The 15675-nt window shown below is 68.5% G+C and carries 14 protein-coding genes; 4 read left to right on the top strand and 10 right to left on the bottom strand.

Going from position 1 to position 15675, the window contains the following annotated elements; all coding sequences use genetic code 11:
* Nucleotides 1-19: 19 nt before the first annotated feature.
* The 5 genes from PROPJV5_RS11785 to PROPJV5_RS11765 form a co-directional block, all read right to left on the bottom strand.
* A complete protein-coding gene (locus tag PROPJV5_RS11785; RefSeq protein WP_119716559.1) occupies nt 20-1210 on the bottom strand; it encodes a M20 metallopeptidase family protein in 1191 nt (396 codons plus the stop codon).
* A gap of 80 nt (nt 1211-1290) precedes the next feature.
* Nucleotides 1291-2157, bottom strand: a complete 867-nt coding sequence (locus tag PROPJV5_RS11780; RefSeq protein ID WP_119716558.1) for a MetQ/NlpA family ABC transporter substrate-binding protein — start codon at nt 2155-2157, stop codon at nt 1291-1293.
* Nucleotides 2158-2271: 114 nt separating this feature from the next.
* On the bottom strand, nt 2272-3153 hold the full coding sequence (locus tag PROPJV5_RS11775; protein WP_119716557.1) for a MetQ/NlpA family ABC transporter substrate-binding protein: 882 nt from the start codon (nt 3151-3153) through the stop codon (nt 2272-2274).
* A 35-nt stretch (nt 3154-3188) separates the two neighbouring features.
* Nucleotides 3189-3881 (bottom strand): methionine ABC transporter permease, encoded by a 693-nt coding sequence (locus PROPJV5_RS11770; RefSeq protein WP_119716556.1) that lies wholly within the window; start codon nt 3879-3881, stop codon nt 3189-3191.
* Nucleotides 3878-4990 carry a methionine ABC transporter ATP-binding protein gene (locus PROPJV5_RS11765; RefSeq protein ID WP_239018496.1) on the bottom strand — a complete coding sequence of 371 codons (1113 nt, stop codon included), beginning with the start codon at nt 4988-4990 and terminating at the stop codon, nt 3878-3880. Before PROPJV5_RS11765 ends, PROPJV5_RS11770 begins: the two co-directional genes overlap by 4 nt.
* A 441-nt stretch (nt 4991-5431) precedes the next feature.
* Here PROPJV5_RS11765 and PROPJV5_RS11760 point away from each other — a divergent pair, with 441 nt between their 5' ends.
* The 3 genes from PROPJV5_RS11760 (at nt 5432) to PROPJV5_RS11750 (ending at nt 9330) form a co-directional block, all read left to right on the top strand.
* Nucleotides 5432-6511 (top strand): ABC transporter ATP-binding protein, encoded by a 1080-nt coding sequence (locus PROPJV5_RS11760; protein ID WP_119716554.1) that lies wholly within the window; start codon nt 5432-5434, stop codon nt 6509-6511.
* Nucleotides 6512-6674: 163 nt separating this feature from the next.
* Entirely contained in the window at nt 6675-7862 is a 1188-nt protein-coding gene (locus tag PROPJV5_RS11755; RefSeq protein WP_220474431.1) for a trans-sulfuration enzyme family protein, read from the top strand.
* Nucleotides 7863-7884: 22 nt separating this feature from the next.
* The gene (locus PROPJV5_RS11750) at nt 7885-9330 is read left to right on the top strand and encodes a DUF4032 domain-containing protein (protein ID WP_119716552.1); all 1446 of its coding nucleotides are present in this window, start codon (nt 7885-7887) and stop codon (nt 9328-9330) included.
* A gap of 32 nt (nt 9331-9362) precedes the next feature.
* Here the strand turns inward: PROPJV5_RS11750 and PROPJV5_RS11745 are convergent, their stop codons facing one another.
* The 5 genes from PROPJV5_RS11745 to PROPJV5_RS11725 form a co-directional block, all read right to left on the bottom strand.
* On the bottom strand, nt 9363-9713 hold the full coding sequence (locus PROPJV5_RS11745; protein ID WP_119716551.1) for a hypothetical protein: 351 nt from the start codon (nt 9711-9713) through the stop codon (nt 9363-9365).
* 177 nt (nt 9714-9890) lie between these two features.
* The gene (locus PROPJV5_RS11740; protein WP_119716550.1) at nt 9891-10547 is read right to left on the bottom strand and encodes a LutC/YkgG family protein; all 657 of its coding nucleotides are present in this window, start codon (nt 10545-10547) and stop codon (nt 9891-9893) included.
* A gap of 2 nt (nt 10548-10549) precedes the next feature.
* On the bottom strand, nt 10550-12082 hold the full coding sequence (locus tag PROPJV5_RS11735) for a LutB/LldF family L-lactate oxidation iron-sulfur protein (protein ID WP_119716549.1): 1533 nt from the start codon (nt 12080-12082) through the stop codon (nt 10550-10552).
* A 5-nt stretch (nt 12083-12087) separates the two neighbouring features.
* Nucleotides 12088-12882 carry a (Fe-S)-binding protein gene (locus tag PROPJV5_RS11730; protein ID WP_119716548.1) on the bottom strand — a complete coding sequence of 265 codons (795 nt, stop codon included), beginning with the start codon at nt 12880-12882 and terminating at the stop codon, nt 12088-12090.
* 42 nt (nt 12883-12924) lie between these two features.
* Nucleotides 12925-14613, bottom strand: coding sequence for an L-lactate permease (locus tag PROPJV5_RS11725; protein WP_119716547.1), 1689 nt, complete (start codon nt 14611-14613; stop codon nt 12925-12927).
* Between the two features lie 213 nt (nt 14614-14826).
* Here PROPJV5_RS11725 and PROPJV5_RS11720 point away from each other — a divergent pair, with 213 nt between their 5' ends.
* Nucleotides 14827-15621, top strand: a complete 795-nt coding sequence (locus PROPJV5_RS11720; RefSeq protein ID WP_239018495.1) for a FadR/GntR family transcriptional regulator — start codon at nt 14827-14829, stop codon at nt 15619-15621.
* Nucleotides 15622-15675 lie beyond the last annotated feature (54 nt).

Below are 15675 nucleotides of genomic sequence, written 5' to 3'. Positions count from 1 at the left end.
CGGTTCGGTACGGGGCGGGTCAGCCCTCGTAGCCGCCGGCCAGCCAGCGCAGCGTGTAGCCGGCGTGCAGCTCTGCGGCGATCGGCAGGGCCGCCTCGTCGAGCGCGAACTCGTAGGTGTGGTGCGGGTGGCTCGTGGCGGGGGTGCCGCCGGAACCGACCCGGGCGTAGACGCCTGGCGCATGGTGCAGGAAGACCGCGAAGTCGTCGCCGCCTGCGCTCTTGGGGCTGTTGGTGACGACCTGCTCGACGCCCGGCACCTCGAGGGCCACCCGGGCGGCGAAGCGCGCCGCCTCGGGGTCGTTGTCGAGGACGTCGGCGTAGACGGTGCGGGTGAACTCGGCGGTCGTGTTGTGGGCACGGGCCGTGGCGTCGGCGATGCGTTCGAGCGAGGCCAGCACGGTGGCGCGCACCTGCTCGTCGAAGGCGCGCACGGTGCCCTCGATGTGCGCCGACGAGGCGATGATGTTGTAGTTCTCGCCCGAGGTGAACGTGCCGATGCCCACGACGGCCTCGGCGAAGGGGTCGAGTTCGCGGGACACGATCTGCTGGGCCTCGACGACGATCGAGGCGCCCGCGACGAGCGCGTCACGGCACAGGTGCGGCCTGGAGACGTGGCCGCCCTTGCCGTGCACGTCGATCGAGAAGTGGTCGACGCTGGCCCACTGGGGGCCGGCGGTCGCGCTGACCGTGCCCACCGGGAGTTCGGAGGACAGGTGGAGGCCGAAGACCTGGTCGAGGCCTTCGAGGACGCCCTGCTTCTCGAAGATGAGGCCGCCGGCTCCGATCTCCTCGGCCTGCTGGAAGGCGAACTTGATGGTGCCGTTGAAGTCGGCGCGGTGCGCCGCGAGCACCTCGGCGGCGGCCAGCAGGGCGCTGACGTGGCCGTCGTGTCCGCAGGCGTGGTTGGCCTCGCTGGTCGTGTTGGCCCACTCGGCGCCGCACCCGTCGCGCAGCGGCAGGGCGTCGATGTCGGCGCGCAGCATGAGCGTCCTGCCCGGGCCGGCGCCCTCGAGGGTGCCGAGCACGCCGGTCTCGCCGACCTTGACGTGGCCGATGCCCAGCTCATCGAGACGGTCGGCGATGTACTTCGCCGTGCCGAACTCCTTCAGGCTCGTCTCGGCGTGCTGGTGAAGATGACGCCGGTCGGCGATGATGCGCCCGGTGAGCGCCTCGATCTCGGCGTGGATGCCCTGCTGGGTGAAACTCATGGTGTCTTCCGTTGCTGTGGTGACCCGGGCCTGCGGGGCTCCCGCCGGCCCGGGCCGCCGGATGGTTGTGAACGCGCCGGTCAGGCCGCCGTGCTCTGCGCGGCGCTCGGGCTGAGGGACGGGGCGCCCTCCCACACGGGGAACTGCGAGCCCTTGTAGGCGTCGGCGATGGTCTGGGCCACCTCCTCGGTCTGGAAGTACTCCACGACCTTCTTGTAGGTCTCGTTGTCGGTGTCCTCGGCGCGGGCCGCGATGACGTTGTAGTACGGCGCCGACTCCTCACCGACCTCCTCGCGCAGCAGCGCGTCCTCGCTGGGCAGCAGGCCGGCGTCGACCGCGATGTCCGCGTTGATGGCGGCCAGGTCGCTGTCGCTCAGGGAGCGGGCGGTCTGCGCGGCGTCGAGCTCGGTGATCTGCAGGTTCTTCGGGTTGTCGGTGATGTCCTCCTTCGTGCCGGTCACGCCGGCCTCGGGATCAACGGTGATGAGCCCGGCCTTCTCGAGCAGCTTGAGGGCCCGGCCCCCGTTGGAGACGTCGTTCGGGATGGTCACGGTGGCCCCGTCGGGCAGCGCGTCGAGGTCGTCGTAGGTGTTCGAGTACAGGCCCATGGGCTCGATGATCGTGTAGCCGATGGAGGTGAGGTCGGTGCCGTGCTCGGAGTTGTAGGTCTCCAGGTAGATCTGGGTCTGGAAGCTGTTCAGGTCGACCGAACCGTCCGACAGGGCCTGGTTCGGCTGCACGTAGTCGGAGAACTTCACCAGCTCGATCTCGATGTTCTCGTTCTCCTCCAGGTTCGCCGCGGCGGTCTCCCACGGCTCGTTGTTGTCACCGTAGACACCGACCTTGACGGTGGTGGTCTCCTCACTGTCCGAGGACGATCCGGAGCAGCCGACCAGGCTGACGGACAGGACGGCGGCCAACCCTGCGGCCGCGAGCTTGAGCTTCATGACGGTTCCTTCCCTGCGATGTGCTGTTCGGTTTCGTGCGATGCGATGTCCCGGGTGACGGGCCCGCCGCGGATCCGCTGGGCGACGAGCCGGTCACGTGCGGGACGAGTCGTGTCAGGCCGCTGTGCTCTGCGCGGCGCTCGGGGAGGCCGACGGGGCACCGTCCCAGACGGCGATCTGGGAGCCCTTGGTGGACTCGGTGATGGTCTGGGCGACCGCGTCACTCTGGTAGTACTCCACGACCTTCTTGTAGGTCTCGTTGTCGGTGTCCTCGGCGCGGGCCGCGATGACGTTGTAGTACGGCGTGGACTCCTCACCGACCTCCTCGATGAAGATCGAATCGGTGCTCGGGATCAGCCCCGCGTCGACGGCCATGCCGGAGTTGATGACCGCGGCGTCCACGTCCTCCAGCGAGCGGGCGGTCTGCGCGGCGTCGAGCTCGGTGATCTGCAGGTTCTTCGGGTTGTCGGTGATGTCATCGGTGGTCGGGGTCAACCCCGCGGCGGGGTCGACGGTGATGAGCCCCGCCTTCTCGAGCAGCTTGAGGGCCCGGCCCCCGTTGGAGGCGTCGTCCGGGATGGACACGGTGGCCCCGTCGGGCAGCTCGTCGACCGAGTCGACCTCGTTGGAGTAGATGCCGAGCGGGGCCATGAGGGTGTAGCCGATGGAGGTGAGGTCGGTGCCGTGCTCGGAGTTGTAGGTCTCCAGGTAGATCTGGGTCTGGAAGCTGTTCAGGTCGACCGAACCGTCACTCAGCGCCTGGTTCGGCTGCACGTAGTCGGAGAACTTCACCAGCTCGATCTCGATGTTCTCGTTCTCCTCCAGCGCCTCGGCGGCGGTCTCCCACGGTTCGTTGTTGTCACCGACGACACCGACCTTCACGGTGACCCGCTCCTGGTCCGCCCCGGACGAGGAGTCCGAGGACGAGCCGGAGCAGCCGACCAGGCCGACGGACAGGACGGCGGCCAACCCGGCGGCCGCGAGCTTGAGCTTCATGAGTTCTCCTTCACGATAGAAGTTGTCGAGTGTGTTCAGTGGGTGACGCGCTTGACCAGGAAGTCGGCGATCGCCTGGGAGACGTAGACGAGGACGAGGATGACGAGCGTGCAGACGATGGTGACGTCGGTCTGGAATCGGTTGTAGCCGCGGGAGATCGCCAGATCGCCCAGGCCGCCGCCGCCGACGATGCCGGCCATCGTCGTGAGTCCGATGAGGCTGATGATCGTCAGCGCCGAGACGCGGATGATGCCGGGCCGGGCCTCGCGCAGGTAGACGCGGAAGATGATCTCCATCGGGCCGGAGCCCATCGCCTGGGCCGCCTCGATGACGCCCGGGTCGACCTCGAGCACCGCGTTCTGGATCTGGCGGGCGTAGAACGGCACCGTGCCGATGACGAGCGGGACGAGGGCGGCCGTGGTGCCGATCGTCGTGCCCGTCAGGATGCGGGTGAGCGGGCCGACCAGGGCGATGAGGATGACGAACGGGATCGAGCGGAACAGGTTCACGAGCTTGTCGAGCACCCAGTACAGCACCGGGTGCGGCAGGATGCCGCGCCGGTCGACGACGACCAGGAGCGTGCCCAGGATGATGCCCAGCACGCCGGCGATGAGCGCCGAGACGGCCGTCATGTAGCAGGTCTCGACGGTGGCGTCCCACAGGTCGCCGGGTCTGCTCGAAACGTTCGGCAGGAGGACGTGCGCCGCGTTGGTGAGCCAGTCGATCATCGCTGTTCCTCCTGGTCGTCGCCGGGGGTTCCGGGTTCATCGGTGGCGCGGCGCCGGATGGATTCGATCTCGGCCTCGCTGTAGTTGTGGACGCGCACGCCGGAACGGGCCAGCCAGGCCTCCGCCGCGTCCAGGTCGGGCTGGGCGCCCGACAGGCTGAGCAGCAGATTCCCCACCGGCGTGCCCGCGATGACCTCGACGTTGGCGAACAGGATGTTCGCGTTGACGTTGTAGTCGCGGGCCAGCGTGGCGACCATCGGGTCGCCGGTGGAGCCACCGGCGAACTGCAGGGAGACGAGACGGTCGCCGTTGCCGAGCCGGATCAGGTCGGGGTGGGTGATGACCGTCGTGATGCCGGCGTCGACGTGGTTCGCGGTGTCGATGAAGTCGCGGGTGAGCGGCTGCTGCGGGTTCGTGAAGACGTCGACGGCCGAGCCCCGCTCGATGATGCGGCCGTCCTCCATGACGGCCACGTCGGAGCAGATCTGCTTGATGACGCCCATCTCGTGGGTGATGAGGACGATCGTCAGCCCGGTCCGGGCGTTGAGCCGGCCGAGCAGGTCGAGGATTCCGCTGGTGGTCTTCGGGTCGAGGGCGCTGGTGGCCTCGTCGCAGAGCAGCACCGTGGGATCGTTCGCCAGGGCGCGGGCGATGGCCACGCGCTGGCGCTGGCCGCCGGACAGCTGACTCGGGTAGGCGCCGACCCGGTCGGCCATGCCGACCAGGTCGAGCAGGTCCATGACGCGGGCGTGGATCTCGCTCTTCGTCCGGCCGTTGCCCCTGAGCGGGTAGGCGACGTTGTCGAACAGGGTGCGCGATCCCAACAGGTTGAAGTGCTGGAAGATCATGCCGATGCGTTTGCGGGCGGTGCGCAGCTGGGTCGGCGTGAGCATGGTCATCTCCTGCCCGTCGACCCTGACCGAACCCGACGTGGGGCGCTGCAGCAGGTTGATCGTCCGTACGAGGGTGGACTTGCCTGCCCCTGAGTAGCCGACGATGCCGTAGACGTCACCGTCGTTGACGGTCAGATCGACGTCGCGTACCGCGTGGATCCGCTCCCCGGGACTGTGCCCGGGGAAGGTCACGTTGACGCCGGTGAGTTCGATCACCTGTACTACCTCCCGTTGAGGCCACACTGCGGCCGTGATGGATTGTCGAAGAAGGGATGTGGGACGGCCCGCAGCCGCACTCGTCCTTGGGCAGGGGATCGGCAGGGGCGGATGCCTCTGGGCCTTGACGCCATGTGTCAACGCGCCGGTCGGCCCGACCAGGCGCGACAGCCGGGTCAGCAGATGTGACACATGGCGCTGGTCATTCGACAACCAGCGGCGAAGGTGCGCATCAGAGGAAATTCCACGGGACAATGATGCCCGAGAGCGACGGATGTGGCAAGAAAGCTCTGGGTGAGGGGTGGGGGGACCGAGCGCCGCAGCTCTCATGACCGGCCGCCCGCCGTATGCGAGAATACGGGTGCGGACGAAGACGTCCTTCGTCCTGCTCTACTACGGATCGTCGGGCACGTTCCTGCCCGTGGAAAGGTGTGGTGGCTCATGGCCACTGTCAGTTACAAGGACGCTACCCGTATCTATCCCGGCGCCGACCATGCGGCGGTCGACAAGCTCAACCTCGAGATCGGGGACGGCGAGTTCATGGTGCTCGTCGGCCCGTCCGGCTGCGGGAAGTCGACATCGCTGCGCATGCTCGCCGGGCTGGAAGAGGTCAACTCCGGCTCGGTGTGGATCGGCGACCAGGACGTCACCGGTCTGGCACCGAAGGACCGCGACGTCGCCATGGTCTTCCAGAACTACGCGCTCTACCCGCACATGACCGTCGCGGACAACATGGGTTTCGCGCTCAAGATGAAGGGCGTGGCCAAGGACGAGCGCGAGAGCCGGGTGCTCGAGGCCGCCAAGCTGCTCGGACTCGAGGACCTGCTCACCCGCAAGCCGAAGAACCTGTCAGGCGGCCAGCGCCAGCGCGTCGCCATGGGCCGCGCGATCGTCCGCGACCCGCAGGTCTTCCTCATGGACGAGCCGCTCAGCAATCTCGACGCCAGGCTCCGCGTGCAGACCCGCACCCAGATCGCCGCCCTGCAGACCCGTCTGGGCGTCACCACCGTCTACGTCACCCACGATCAGGTCGAGGCCATGACGATGGGCGATCGTGTCGCGGTCATGAAGGACGGCAAGCTGCAGCAGGTCGACCGCCCGCTCGCCCTGTACGACAGCCCGAAGAACCTCTTCGTGGCCGGTTTCATCGGCTCGCCCGCGATGAATCTGCTCCCGGCCAGGGTCGTCGACGGCGGCGTCGAGCTCGGCGATCTTGTGCTCCCCGTTCCGCGGGAGACCACCGAGCGCGCCACCGGCGCCGATGTGGTCCTGGGGGTGAGGCCGGAGAACTTCGAGCTCTCGCCCACCGGCGAGGGGCTCACGATGACGGTCAATGCGGTCGAGGAGACCGGCGCCGACTCGTACCTGTACGGCTCGCTGACCGGCGTCCCCCACGACCAGCAGGTCGTCGCCCGGGTCACGACCCGCACTCCCCCGTCCCGTGGCGAGCGGGTCCTCCTGCACATCGACCCCGCGAAGGTGCACGTCTTCGACAAGACGACCACCGAGAGGATCTCCTGATCCCCGACACAACAACTCGCCCGGCCGCATGAGGGGCGGGCCCGCTTGGTCCGGGCCCGCCCCTCATGCTGTCCTCCTGGTGAACCCGTCGGCGCGGCGGGGGCCGGGCGGCTATCGTCGGATCAGGGCGTCGGCAGCGCCCATGCACGACCAGGAGGCACCCATGAGCCAGGAAGAGCCCGCACTGTCCCCCCTCGCCCGCGCCGTGCGCGCCGGCTTCGACACGGACACCCAATACGGTTCGGTGACCCCCGTCCTGTACCCGAGCACCAACTACCGTTTCCCCTGCCTCGGCCAGGGGAAACCGCCCTTCGACTACGCCCGCACGACCAACCCGACCCGCTCCCTGCTGGCCCGCGCGCTCGCCGACCTGGAGCACGGCGTCGACGCCACCGTCACCGCCTCGGGTCTGGGCGCGATCACCACCACCATTGAGGCGCTCGTCGGGCCGCGGGGACGCGTCGTCGCCCCCGCCGACTGCTACGGCGGCACGTGGCGGCTGCTCGACCACCTGGCCTCCCGCGAACGGATCGAGATCGACTTCATCGACATGGCCGATCCCGGCCAGGTCCAGGCCGCCCTGGCCGCCCCGGCCGAGCTGGTCCTGGTCGAGACGCCCTCGAACCCGCTCCTGCGCATCACCGACATCGCCGCCACCGCCGAACTCGCCCACGCCCACGGCGCGCTCCTCGTGGCCGACAACACCTTCTGCTCGCCGCTGCTGTCGAACCCCATCGACCTGGGGGCCGACGTCGTGCTGCACTCCACGACGAAGTTCATCAACGGCCATTCCGACGTGGTCGGCGGCGTGGTCGTCTCCTCGACCACCGAGCTCGGTGAGCAGGTGCAGCACTGGGCCGGCACCCTCGGGCTGACCGGCGGCTCCTGGGATTCGTGGCTGACCCTGCGCGGGCTGAGGACGATCGACGCGCGCCTGCGCGTCCACCAGGAGAACACGGCCGCCGTCGTCGAGCTGCTGCAGGCCAGCGACATGGTGCCGGTCGTCAACTACCCGGGCCTGCCCGATCATCCGGGCCATGAGCTGGCCGCCCGCCAGCAGAACGGTTTCGGCTCGCTGCTCAGCTTCGAGCTGGACGGCGGCTTCGAGGCGGTCAAGGCCTTCGCCGAGGGCCTGGTCGCCATCGACCTGGCGGAGTCCCTCGGCGGCACCGAGTCACTGCTGGCCCACCCGGCGACCATGACCCATGTGGGCATGACGCCCGAGGCGAGGGCGGCGGCGGGTATCAGCGACTCCCTGCTGAGGCTGTCGGTCGGCATCGAGCCCATCGGTGATCTCACGGCCGACCTGACCGCCGCCCTCGAGCGCGCGGCACGGGCCGCGCAGGCCTGACCGGGGCCATGACCCTGCGCTGATGCGGCGTCCAGCGGGGCGAAACGCCCCGCTGGACGCCGCCGGGTGGCACACTGGTCCCGTGCCACGATTTCTGTCAGCGAAGCCGGATGCCCGGCTCATTCCCCTGCCCTGGGGCACACCGCTGGCTGAATGGCCGGTTGAGCATCTCGTCGCGCTTCCGCGCGGCATCTCACGCCACGTCGTGCGGTTCATCAAGGTGGGTGACCAGGTCTACGGCGCCAAGGAGGTCGTCGAGCACGTGGCCATCCACGAGTACCGTCTGCTACACGATCTGAGGCGTCTCGGCACCCCCTCGGTGGAACCCGTCGCCGTGGTCAGCGGACGCGTCGACGCCGACGGCGTCCCGCTCGACCCCGTTCTCATCACGAGACACCTGGACTTCGCGTTGCCCTACCGCTCACTGTTCAGCCCCGGCGTGCGCCACGACACCGTCATGCGCCTGCTCGACGCCATGGTCGTCCTGCTGGCCCGCCTCCACCTGCTGGGCTTCATGTGGGGGGACGTCTCCCTGTCGAACATCCTCTTCCGCCGCGACGCGGACACCTTCGCCGCCTACCTCGTCGACGCGGAGACCGGTGAGCTGCACGACCAGCTCACCGACGGTCAGCGCTCCCACGACCTCGAGATCGCGCGCGTCAACATCTTCGGCGACTTCTGCGATCTCGAGGCCGGCGGCCTGCTGGACGAGTCGCTCGACCCGCTCAGCCTCGTCGAGACGATCGAGTCGCGGTACCACGAGTTGTGGGACGAGTTGACCGGTCTCGAGGAGTTCTCCGACTCGGAGCTGTACCGCATCGAGTCCCGCGTGCGCCGCCTCAACGCCCTGGGCTTCGACGTCGCCGAGCTCGACATCCAGACCAGCCCCGACGGCCGGACGATCTCGATCCAGCCGAAGGTCGTCGACGCGGGACACCACTCCCGGCGCCTCATGCGCCTGACCGGGCTCGACACGGAGGAGAACCAGGCCAGGCGGCTGCTCAACGACCTGGACACCTTCCGGGCGCGGATGCAGTTGCAGGACGCCGACGAGTCCGTCGTGGCCCACCAGTGGCTCACCGAATGCTTCGAACCGGTCATCAGCGCGATTCCGCCCGAGCTGAGCGGCAAACGCGACCCCGCCCAGATCTACCACGAGGTCCTCGACTACCGCTGGTACATGTCCCAGCGGGAGGACCGCGAGGCGCCCCTGGTCAAGGCGACCAAGGGCTACGTCCGCGATGTGCTGAACACGCTGCCGGACGAGGCGATGAGCAGGGACGTGCTCGTGACGGTCGACGGCGGCGATCACCGGCTGATCAACCCCTACGACCCCTCCCTGGGATTCGTCGATGACCTGGAGGGGGACGAGGGCCCCGTCCACGATCCGTGGGAGGAGGCCGCCGAGGGCATCGACGCCGGCCAGGCGGAGGTCTTGGACGTCGACGCGTTGCGCAGGCGGGGCTGAGCCCCTCGGCCGTCACGCGCCAGGCGCGCCGGTCAGGGTTCGATGTCCTCGTCGTCCCAGAACTCGTCGTCCTCGTCCCCGTCACCGGGGGCGTCCTCGGTGCGGATGACCCTGGCCAGCCGGCCCAGCTGGTCGGCGCCGAGCGTGATGAGTCCCGGCTGGTCACCGGCACGCAGCGTGTACCCGCCCATCGGGTCGGCGGCGGCACCGATGATCGGGGCCTCGTCGAGTTCGGGTTCCGGAGCGGTCACGAAGGGGTCGTCGCCGGCGGCGGGGCTCTCGTCGTGGTCCGGAGGGTTCACGCGCGGCACCCCGCCGATGGCCTCCCTCACCCGCTCGCCGATGCTGCTGGTGCGGGGGTTGTGCTTGCGTGTCTCGGCCATGGACGGGGGCTCCTTGCGTGATTGATCGGGGCGGTGGCACCGGACCGTGCCGTTCCCGGACGGGCGTCATTCAACCCTAACCAAGGCGGCGCGGACGCGCATGTCCGACAACGCGGCGGGGCCGGCACGCCCAGTGGGTGTGTCGGCCCCGCCGCGGTCGGTTGGTGTGAGGAAGGCTCAGTCCTCGACGAGCACCACGTAGAGGGTGCGGGGACCGTGCACGCCGTCCACGCGGGACAGCTCGATGTCGCTCGTGGCCGAGCCGCCGGAGATGAAGGTCAGCGGGTGGCCGGCCTCGACCGAGGGGCGCAGGTTCTGCACCGACTCGGGGACGTCGGAGACCACCTGCGAGGCCTTGACCACGCAGACGTGCCGGTCGGGTACCAGGGACAGGGCGCGGCGGCCCTGGTCCTCGGTGTGGTCGAGCACGATGGTGCCGGTGTCGGCGATGCCGGAGGCGGCTGCCGTGACGACGGCGTCGGTCTGGTCGAGGGTCTCGTGGGAGAGCTGCGGCTCGTCGACACGGACCTCGAAACCGGCGGCGGTCATGGCGTCCTGCCAGGACTTCTCCAGCCCGGCGGGGACGACGACCGAGTCCGTGGCGCCGGTGGCCTTCAGCCCGGCGACGACGGCCTCCGGCACGCCGGCCGGCTTCGACCGCACGACGGTGGCGGAGTAGTCGATGACCTTCTGCTCGAAGGTGCCCACGACGTCATCCATCTCGATGCCCAGGCCGTAGGTCCAGTTGACGGGCTGGTCCTTGACCGGGTCCTTCTCGGTGACGTCCACCGTGGCCCGGCGGATGCGAGCGAGAATCTCCTGCTTGGCGTCCATGGTCACTTCTCCTCTCCGCGGTTGGCCTTCCACCAGTCGCGGAACGTCTGGCTGGGAATGTGATCGACGTTGCGGTAGTCGAGCCACCGGTTGGCGACCGGCACGGGCAGCGGGCCGATCTTGTGCTTGCCCACCACGCGGCCGGCGGCGCGGGTGGCGTACATCGTCGTCTCCCAGTGCTTGTAGTCGCCGAGCACCCAGGCCGCGGCCTTCATGAGGGCCTTCTCGGCGGCAACCTCGACATCGGTCGAGAACTCCTTGCGCTCGGCGTCGGCGACGCGGTTGCGCAGGTGGACGATGATGTCGGTGAACGGGATCTTGACCGGGCAGACCTCGACGCAGGCCGCGCACAGGGTGCAGGCATAGGGCATGCCGCGGTCGACCGGGTCATCGATGCCGCGCAGCTGCGGGGTCAGCGTGATGCCGATCGGGCCCGGGTAGACCGAACCGTAGGCGTGGCCGCCGGCCCGCTCGTAGACCGGGCAGACGTTGATGCAGGACGCGCAGCGGATGCAGCGCAGCACCTCGCGGCCGACCGGATCGGCGAGCACGTTCGTGCGGCCGTTGTCCATGAAGACCACGTGCTGCTCCTGCGGGCCGTCGTTCGGGGTGACGCCGCTCCACACGGAGTTGTACGGGTTCATGCGCTCACCGGTGGCCGAGCGCGGCAGCAGCTTGAGGAAGATCTCGAGGTCGTCATAGCTCGGCAGGACCTTCTCGATGCCGACGAGCGAGATGAGCGTGTCGGGCAGGGTCAGGCACATGCGGCCGTTGCCCTCGGACTCGACGATCACCAGCGACCCGGTGTCGGCGAGGATGAAGTTGGCGCCGGAGACGGCGACCTTGGCGCGCAGGAACTTCTCGCGCAGGTGCAGGCGGGCGGCGTTGGCCAGTTCGGGCGGGTTGGACGTGATGTCCTCGGGGCACGGGCGGCCGTAGTTCTTCATCTCGCGCAGGAAGATCTCACGGACCTCGGCGCGGTTGCGGTGGATGCCGGGAACCACGATGTGGCTGGGACGGTCGTGGCCGAGCTGGACGATGAGTTCGGCGAGGTCGGTCTCCCAGGCGGCGATGCCCTGCTCCTCGAGGTGCTCGTTCAGGTCGGTCTCCTGCGTGGTGATCGACTTGATCTTCACGACCTCCTGGACGCCCTTGGCCTTGGCGATCTCACCGACGATGCGGTTGGCCTCCTCGGCGTCGCGGGCCCAGTGCACGTGGACGCCGTTGGCGGTGAGGGACTTCTCGGCCTGCTCCAGGTAGTAGTCGAGGTGACGGCCGACGCGGTTCTTGACCTCGTAGGCGGCCTGACGGATGTCCTCCCAGTTGGGGGTCTCGGTCACGCGCAGGGCGCGCTTGTTGCGGATCGTCGTCGTGGCGTTGCGCATGTTCTTGCGCTGGACGACGAGCTTGAGCTCGTTCTTGACGGCCTTGGGGAACTTCGGCTGTCCCAGGAAGGTGCCGCCGTGCTCGGGCGCGGGCGTCAGGCGGGCGACGCCGTAGTTGCCCTCGGTGATGCGACGCAGTTCAGTGGTCATGGCAGTCAGTCCTCCTCGGTGTTGGCCAGGATCTCCACCATGTGGATGGCCTTCACGCCGGCGTTCTGGCGGGAGAGGACACCACCGATGCTGAGCAGGCAGGAGTTGTCCCAGCCGACGACGTACTCGGCGCCGGTCTCACGGATGTGACGGGCCTTGTCGGCCGTCATCGTGGAACTCATGTCAGGGTTCTTGACGGAGAAGGTGCCGCCGAAGCCGCAGCACTGCTCCGCGGCGGGCAGGTCGACCGTCGTCATGCCCTTGACGTTCTCGAGCAGCTTGAAGGGGCGGTCGCCCAGCTTCAGCAGGCGCATGCCGTGGCAGCTCGGGTGGATGGTAACCAGGTGCGGGAAGTAGGCGCCCACGTCGGTGACGCCCAGGACGTCGACCAGGAACTCGCTGATGTCCAGCGAGATCTTGCTGGTGTGCTCGACGTCGCGCATCAGGCCCTTGTCACCGGCGTGCTCGGCCAGCATGGGGTGCTGGTCGCGCACGGCGGCGATGCAGGAGCCCGATGGCGCGACGACGTAGTCGTAGTCGCTGTAGGCCTTCACATACGACTCCACCATGCCCATCGACTCCTTGAAGTAGCCGGTGTTCGTGGTGAGCTGCGCACAGCAGGTCTGCTCCTTGGGGAAGTGGACCCTGCAGCCCAGACGCTCCAGCAGCTTGGTCATGGCGATGCCGGTCTGCGGGAACAGAACGTCATTGATACACGTGATGAACACCGCGACGTCCAGACCGGCGCCGGGAAGACCCGACGTACCGGCCCGGGTGCCGGGCGAGGTGGTGGTGGTCATGGAAGAACCTCCGTTGACATTGATGGGCGAGAGGAATCAGCTTCAGGGAAGCAGCCAGCTGAGGATCGGGGTCGACATCAGACCGGCGATGATGCACATGAACACGATGAGGATGATCGAGTACTTGAACACCTTGCGCAGAATCGTGGACTCGCCGCCGGCGAGGCCGATGGCGGTGGCGGCAACGGTCAGGGACTGGGGCGAGATCATCTTGCCGACGACACCACCGGCGGCACCGGAGCCGACGAGCAGGGAGCGCATGCCGTCCAGACCGAGGGCGTGCGCGGCGCCGACCTGCTCACCGATGCCCGACTGCAGGCCGGAGAACAGGATGTTCGCCGAGGTGTCGGAGCCGGTCACGTAGGTGCCGATCCAGCCGAGGATCGGGGCGAGGAACGGGTAGACGGCGCCGGCGCCGGCGATGAACAGGCCCAGGGCCAGCGTCTGGCCGGAGTCGCCCATGACGTAGGCGAGGGCGACGACGAGGCCGATGGTGATGAGCGAGAACTTCATCTTCTTGAGGTTGACGAGCAGCTCGCCGAACAGGTCCTTGGCCGAGACCTTGTAGATGATGCCGACCAGGATGGCGACGATCATGAGCAGGAAGCCGGGCGTGCTCAGCCACTGCCACGTGTAGGTCTGGTGGGCGTTGGCGGCGCCGGTGGTGCTCAGCAGGTCACCCAGGCCGGGCCAGGCCATCTTCACGTCGGCCTTGGCGAGCAGGGCCTTGACCGAGGGGAGGGCGGCGATGCCGAAGATCACGATGACGAGGATGTAGGGGACGAGGGCCATGAGGATGCGACCCGTGGTGAGCTTGGCGCCGCTCTCCTCGCTCTTGGTGACGGGCTCGGTCTCGAGTGCCGGGTCCATGGGGATGCCGATGCGCTCGGCGGCCTCGGCGCCGCCCTTGGGCTTCCAGAAGCGCAGGAAGATCATGGCCAGGCCGACGGAGATGACGGCGGCGAAGATCTCGGTGAGGTTGTACAGGCCGGTGCCGGCGATGACCCACTTGACGGCGCCGAAGATGACGCCGACGAAGAGGCCGAAGGGCCAGCACTGCTTGATGCCCTGCTTGCCGTCCATGATCCCGAGCATGAGGAAGGGGACGACCAGACAGAGGATGGCGCAGATGCGCGCGGTGACCGGGGCGACCTGGGAGACCTCGAGACCGCCGGTGCGGGCGGCCATCAGAACGGGCAGGCCCACGGCGCCGAAGGCGACGGGGACGGTGTTGGCGACCAGGGCGGTGACGGCGGCGCGCAGCTTGCCGAAGCCGACGGCGATGAGCATGGCCGCGGCGATGGCGACGGGGGCGCCGAAGCCGGCGAGGGCCTCGAGCAGACCGCCGAAGCAGAAGGCGATGAGGATGCCCAGGACGCGCGGGTCGTCGGAGATGAGGAAGAAGGTGCGCCGCAGGTCGTCGAAGCGGCCCGAGATGACGGTGACCTGGTACATCCAGATGGCGGCCAGCAGGATCCAGCCGATCGGGAAGAGGCCGTAGAGGAAGCCCTCGGCGCTGGAGGCGACCGCCATGCCGACGGGCATGTGGTAGGCGGTGACGGCGATGATGAGAGCAAGCCCCCACGACGCGAGACCGGCCCAGTAGGCCTTCCAGCGCAGCGCCCCGAGCGTGATGAGCATGCAGGCGATCGGAATGAGGGCCACGAGGGCCGAGGCCCACTGGTGACCGAGTGGGTTGGTGCTGGGAGTGAACGCTTCGAGCAGTACCACGAGAGTCCCCCGTTCGATGTTCTTGGACGATGAATGATGAGTCTCTCCACTGAGACGCGCACCATTCTGGAACGACAATAGGTCCTACCAATTGCCGGGGTCAAGAAACACGCTCTGCCTAGGGCATATTTTGGGACTGCTGCCGACCGAAACTACCGGACGGGGTGTCTCGATCCTCTTTCGCAAGCTTGACTCATCGACCACAATGGCCTCATGGCCAGGACGCGTGAGGCGAGGGCCGACCTGAACCGGTCCGAGCGCTGCCACGACTGCGCCATCCTGCAGGCCAAGGGCATGTCGGGCTTCGACGTGGCGTTGCACCACATCGAGTCCGAGATCCTGGCCGGCAACTACGTGGCCGGGATGCAACTGCCCCCCGAGCGGGAACTCGCCGCCCGCCTGTCGGTCGGCCGCGGAGCCGTCCGCGAGGCCATCCGCGTGCTGCAGGCCCAGGGCATCGTCGTCTCCGGCACGGGGCCGGGCAACGGCACCCGCATCCGCACCACCCCGGGGGACGCGCTGGGTCGCATGCTCCGGCTCCAGCTGGCTCTCGACGTCACCTCGGTCGAGGACCTGACCGAGACGCGCGTCGTCGTGGAGAAGGCCGCCACCGTCGCCGCGGCCCGTCAGGGGCCCGGCGCGGCGGTGCGCCGGGCCGAGATGCTCGTGGGGCAGATGGATCACCAGAAGGACCCCGATTCGTTCAACGAGCTCGACACGTCCTTCCACATCGCCATCATCGAGGCGAGCGGCAATCACATGCTGTCGATGCTGTCATCGGCCATCCGCCACACGCTGTCCGGCCCGATCCGTCAGGCCGAGGAGCACCTGGACAACTGGGACGAGGTGCGCGCCCAGCTCGTCGCCGAGCACCGGGGCATCCTCGCGGCCGTCAGGGTCCGCGACCCGGCCCTGGCGTCCGAGCTCGTCGAGAGGCACATCCGGCACTCCTACGAGGTGCTGCTGCCCAGTGGCTCCACCATCAATGCCGACCACACCCACGGGTGAGCCCATCCGTCACCGCACGCGAACCCGACGCAGTCCTCGCAGTGGAGCCCCGCG

The sequence above is a fragment of the Propionibacterium ruminifibrarum genome (assembly GCF_900289195.1).
GTDB classification, from domain to species: domain Bacteria; phylum Actinomycetota; class Actinomycetes; order Propionibacteriales; family Propionibacteriaceae; genus Propionibacterium; species Propionibacterium ruminifibrarum.
Note: the sequence above shows the minus strand (reverse complement) of the source record. Positions and strands in the feature narration are given on the sequence as shown.

What these genes read in the sequence shown, in the direction of transcription:
- PROPJV5_RS11745 (WP_119716551.1), bottom strand. Translation starts at nt 9,713, where the DNA reads ATGGCCGAGACACGCAAGCACAACCCCCGCACCAGCAGCATCGGCGAG.
- PROPJV5_RS11785 (WP_119716559.1), bottom strand. Translation starts at nt 1,210, where the DNA reads ATGAGTTTCACCCAGCAGGGCATCCACGCCGAGATCGAGGCGCTCACC.
- PROPJV5_RS11775 (WP_119716557.1), bottom strand. Translation starts at nt 3,153, where the DNA reads ATGAAGCTCAAGCTCGCGGCCGCCGGGTTGGCCGCCGTCCTGTCCGTC.
- PROPJV5_RS11730 (WP_119716548.1), bottom strand. Translation starts at nt 12,882, where the DNA reads ATGACCACCACCACCTCGCCCGGCACCCGGGCCGGTACGTCGGGTCTT.
- PROPJV5_RS11735 (WP_119716549.1), bottom strand. Translation starts at nt 12,082, where the DNA reads ATGACCACTGAACTGCGTCGCATCACCGAGGGCAACTACGGCGTCGCC.
- PROPJV5_RS11720 (WP_239018495.1), top strand. Translation starts at nt 14,827, where the DNA reads ATGGCCAGGACGCGTGAGGCGAGGGCCGACCTGAACCGGTCCGAGCGC.
- PROPJV5_RS11755 (WP_220474431.1), top strand. Translation starts at nt 6,675, where the DNA reads ATGAGCCAGGAAGAGCCCGCACTGTCCCCCCTCGCCCGCGCCGTGCGC.
- PROPJV5_RS11760 (WP_119716554.1), top strand. Translation starts at nt 5,432, where the DNA reads ATGGCCACTGTCAGTTACAAGGACGCTACCCGTATCTATCCCGGCGCC.
- PROPJV5_RS11750 (WP_119716552.1), top strand. Translation starts at nt 7,885, where the DNA reads ATGCGGCGTCCAGCGGGGCGAAACGCCCCGCTGGACGCCGCCGGGTGG.
- PROPJV5_RS11770 (WP_119716556.1), bottom strand. Translation starts at nt 3,881, where the DNA reads ATGATCGACTGGCTCACCAACGCGGCGCACGTCCTCCTGCCGAACGTT.
- PROPJV5_RS11780 (WP_119716558.1), bottom strand. Translation starts at nt 2,157, where the DNA reads ATGAAGCTCAAGCTCGCGGCCGCAGGGTTGGCCGCCGTCCTGTCCGTC.
- PROPJV5_RS11740 (WP_119716550.1), bottom strand. Translation starts at nt 10,547, where the DNA reads ATGGACGCCAAGCAGGAGATTCTCGCTCGCATCCGCCGGGCCACGGTG.